Source organism: Oleiphilus sp. HI0043 (genome assembly GCF_001634935.1).
This window is the reverse complement of the sequence record NZ_LWEY01000188.1, coordinates 1-1,076: the sequence shown is the minus strand read 5'-3', so window position 1 is coordinate 1,076 and position 1,076 is coordinate 1. Positions and strand designations below refer to the sequence as shown.

Below are 1,076 nucleotides of genomic sequence, written 5' to 3'. Positions count from 1 at the left end.
GCTGTAACCGAGTTTGCTGAAGAAGTAGGCACTTAGAAGTGGGACTGGACTCCTGAAGAAGTGAACACTGCGCTTGCTGAAGCTGTTGCGGCTGAGTCAGCGGAAGGTATTACAGCTGCTTACTCTATTAGCGACAAAATGGCACGTTACAGTGCACTAGGTGAGCTGAAAGCTGCTGCTGTTGAGAAGCTAGTGACCGATGCGGAAGATTCACCTTCTGCAGATGACGTTAAAGCTTACTTCTCTAAGTTAGAAAAGAAAATTGTTCGTGGTCGTATCACGCAAGGCGAGCCTCGTATCGATGGTCGTGACAACAGCACTGTTCGTCCTATAAAGGTTGAAGTGGGTGTACTGCCGAATACTCATGGTTCAGCTTTGTTTACACGTGGTGAGACTCAGGCGATTGTTACGACAACGCTAGGTACCTCTCGTGATGCACAGATCGTTGACGATTATGCTGGCGAATACAAAGAAAACTTCATGTTGCACTACAACTTCCCTCCTTACTCTGTAGGTGAGTGTGGTCGTATGGGTCCTCCAGGTCGTCGTGAGATCGGTCATGGTAAGTTGGCTAAGCGTGGTCTTCAGGCGCTTATGCCTACCGCTGAGGAATTCCCATACACAATTCGTTGTGTATCTGAAATCACAGAATCTAACGGTTCTAGCTCAATGGCAAGTGTTTGCGGAAGCAGCTTGGCAATGATGGATGCGGGTGTACCTTTAGCTGCGCCAGTTGCGGGTATCGCAATGGGCTTGGTTAAAGAAGGTGATGACTTTGCCGTTCTGACTGATATCTTGGGTGATGAAGATCACTTAGGCGATATGGACTTTAAAGTAGCGGGTACTGACGAAGGTATTACTGCTTTGCAGATGGATATCAAGATCGAAGGTATCAATGAGCAGATCATGGATATCGCACTTAAGCAGGCACACGATGCTCGTATTCATATTCTTGGTGAAATGAACAAGGTAATTGATGCATCTCGCGAGAACTTGTCTGACAAGGCTCCTGCAATGCGTACCATGAGTGTTCACGCTGACAAGATTCGTGACGTTATCGGTAAAGGTGGTGCAAC

General features: G+C 47.3%; 1 pseudogene. It reads left to right on the top strand.

Annotated elements, in window-relative coordinates:
• Window positions 1-1,076 (top strand): annotated as a pseudogene (gene pnp / locus A3729_RS03230) (polyribonucleotide nucleotidyltransferase); the annotation flags it as partial.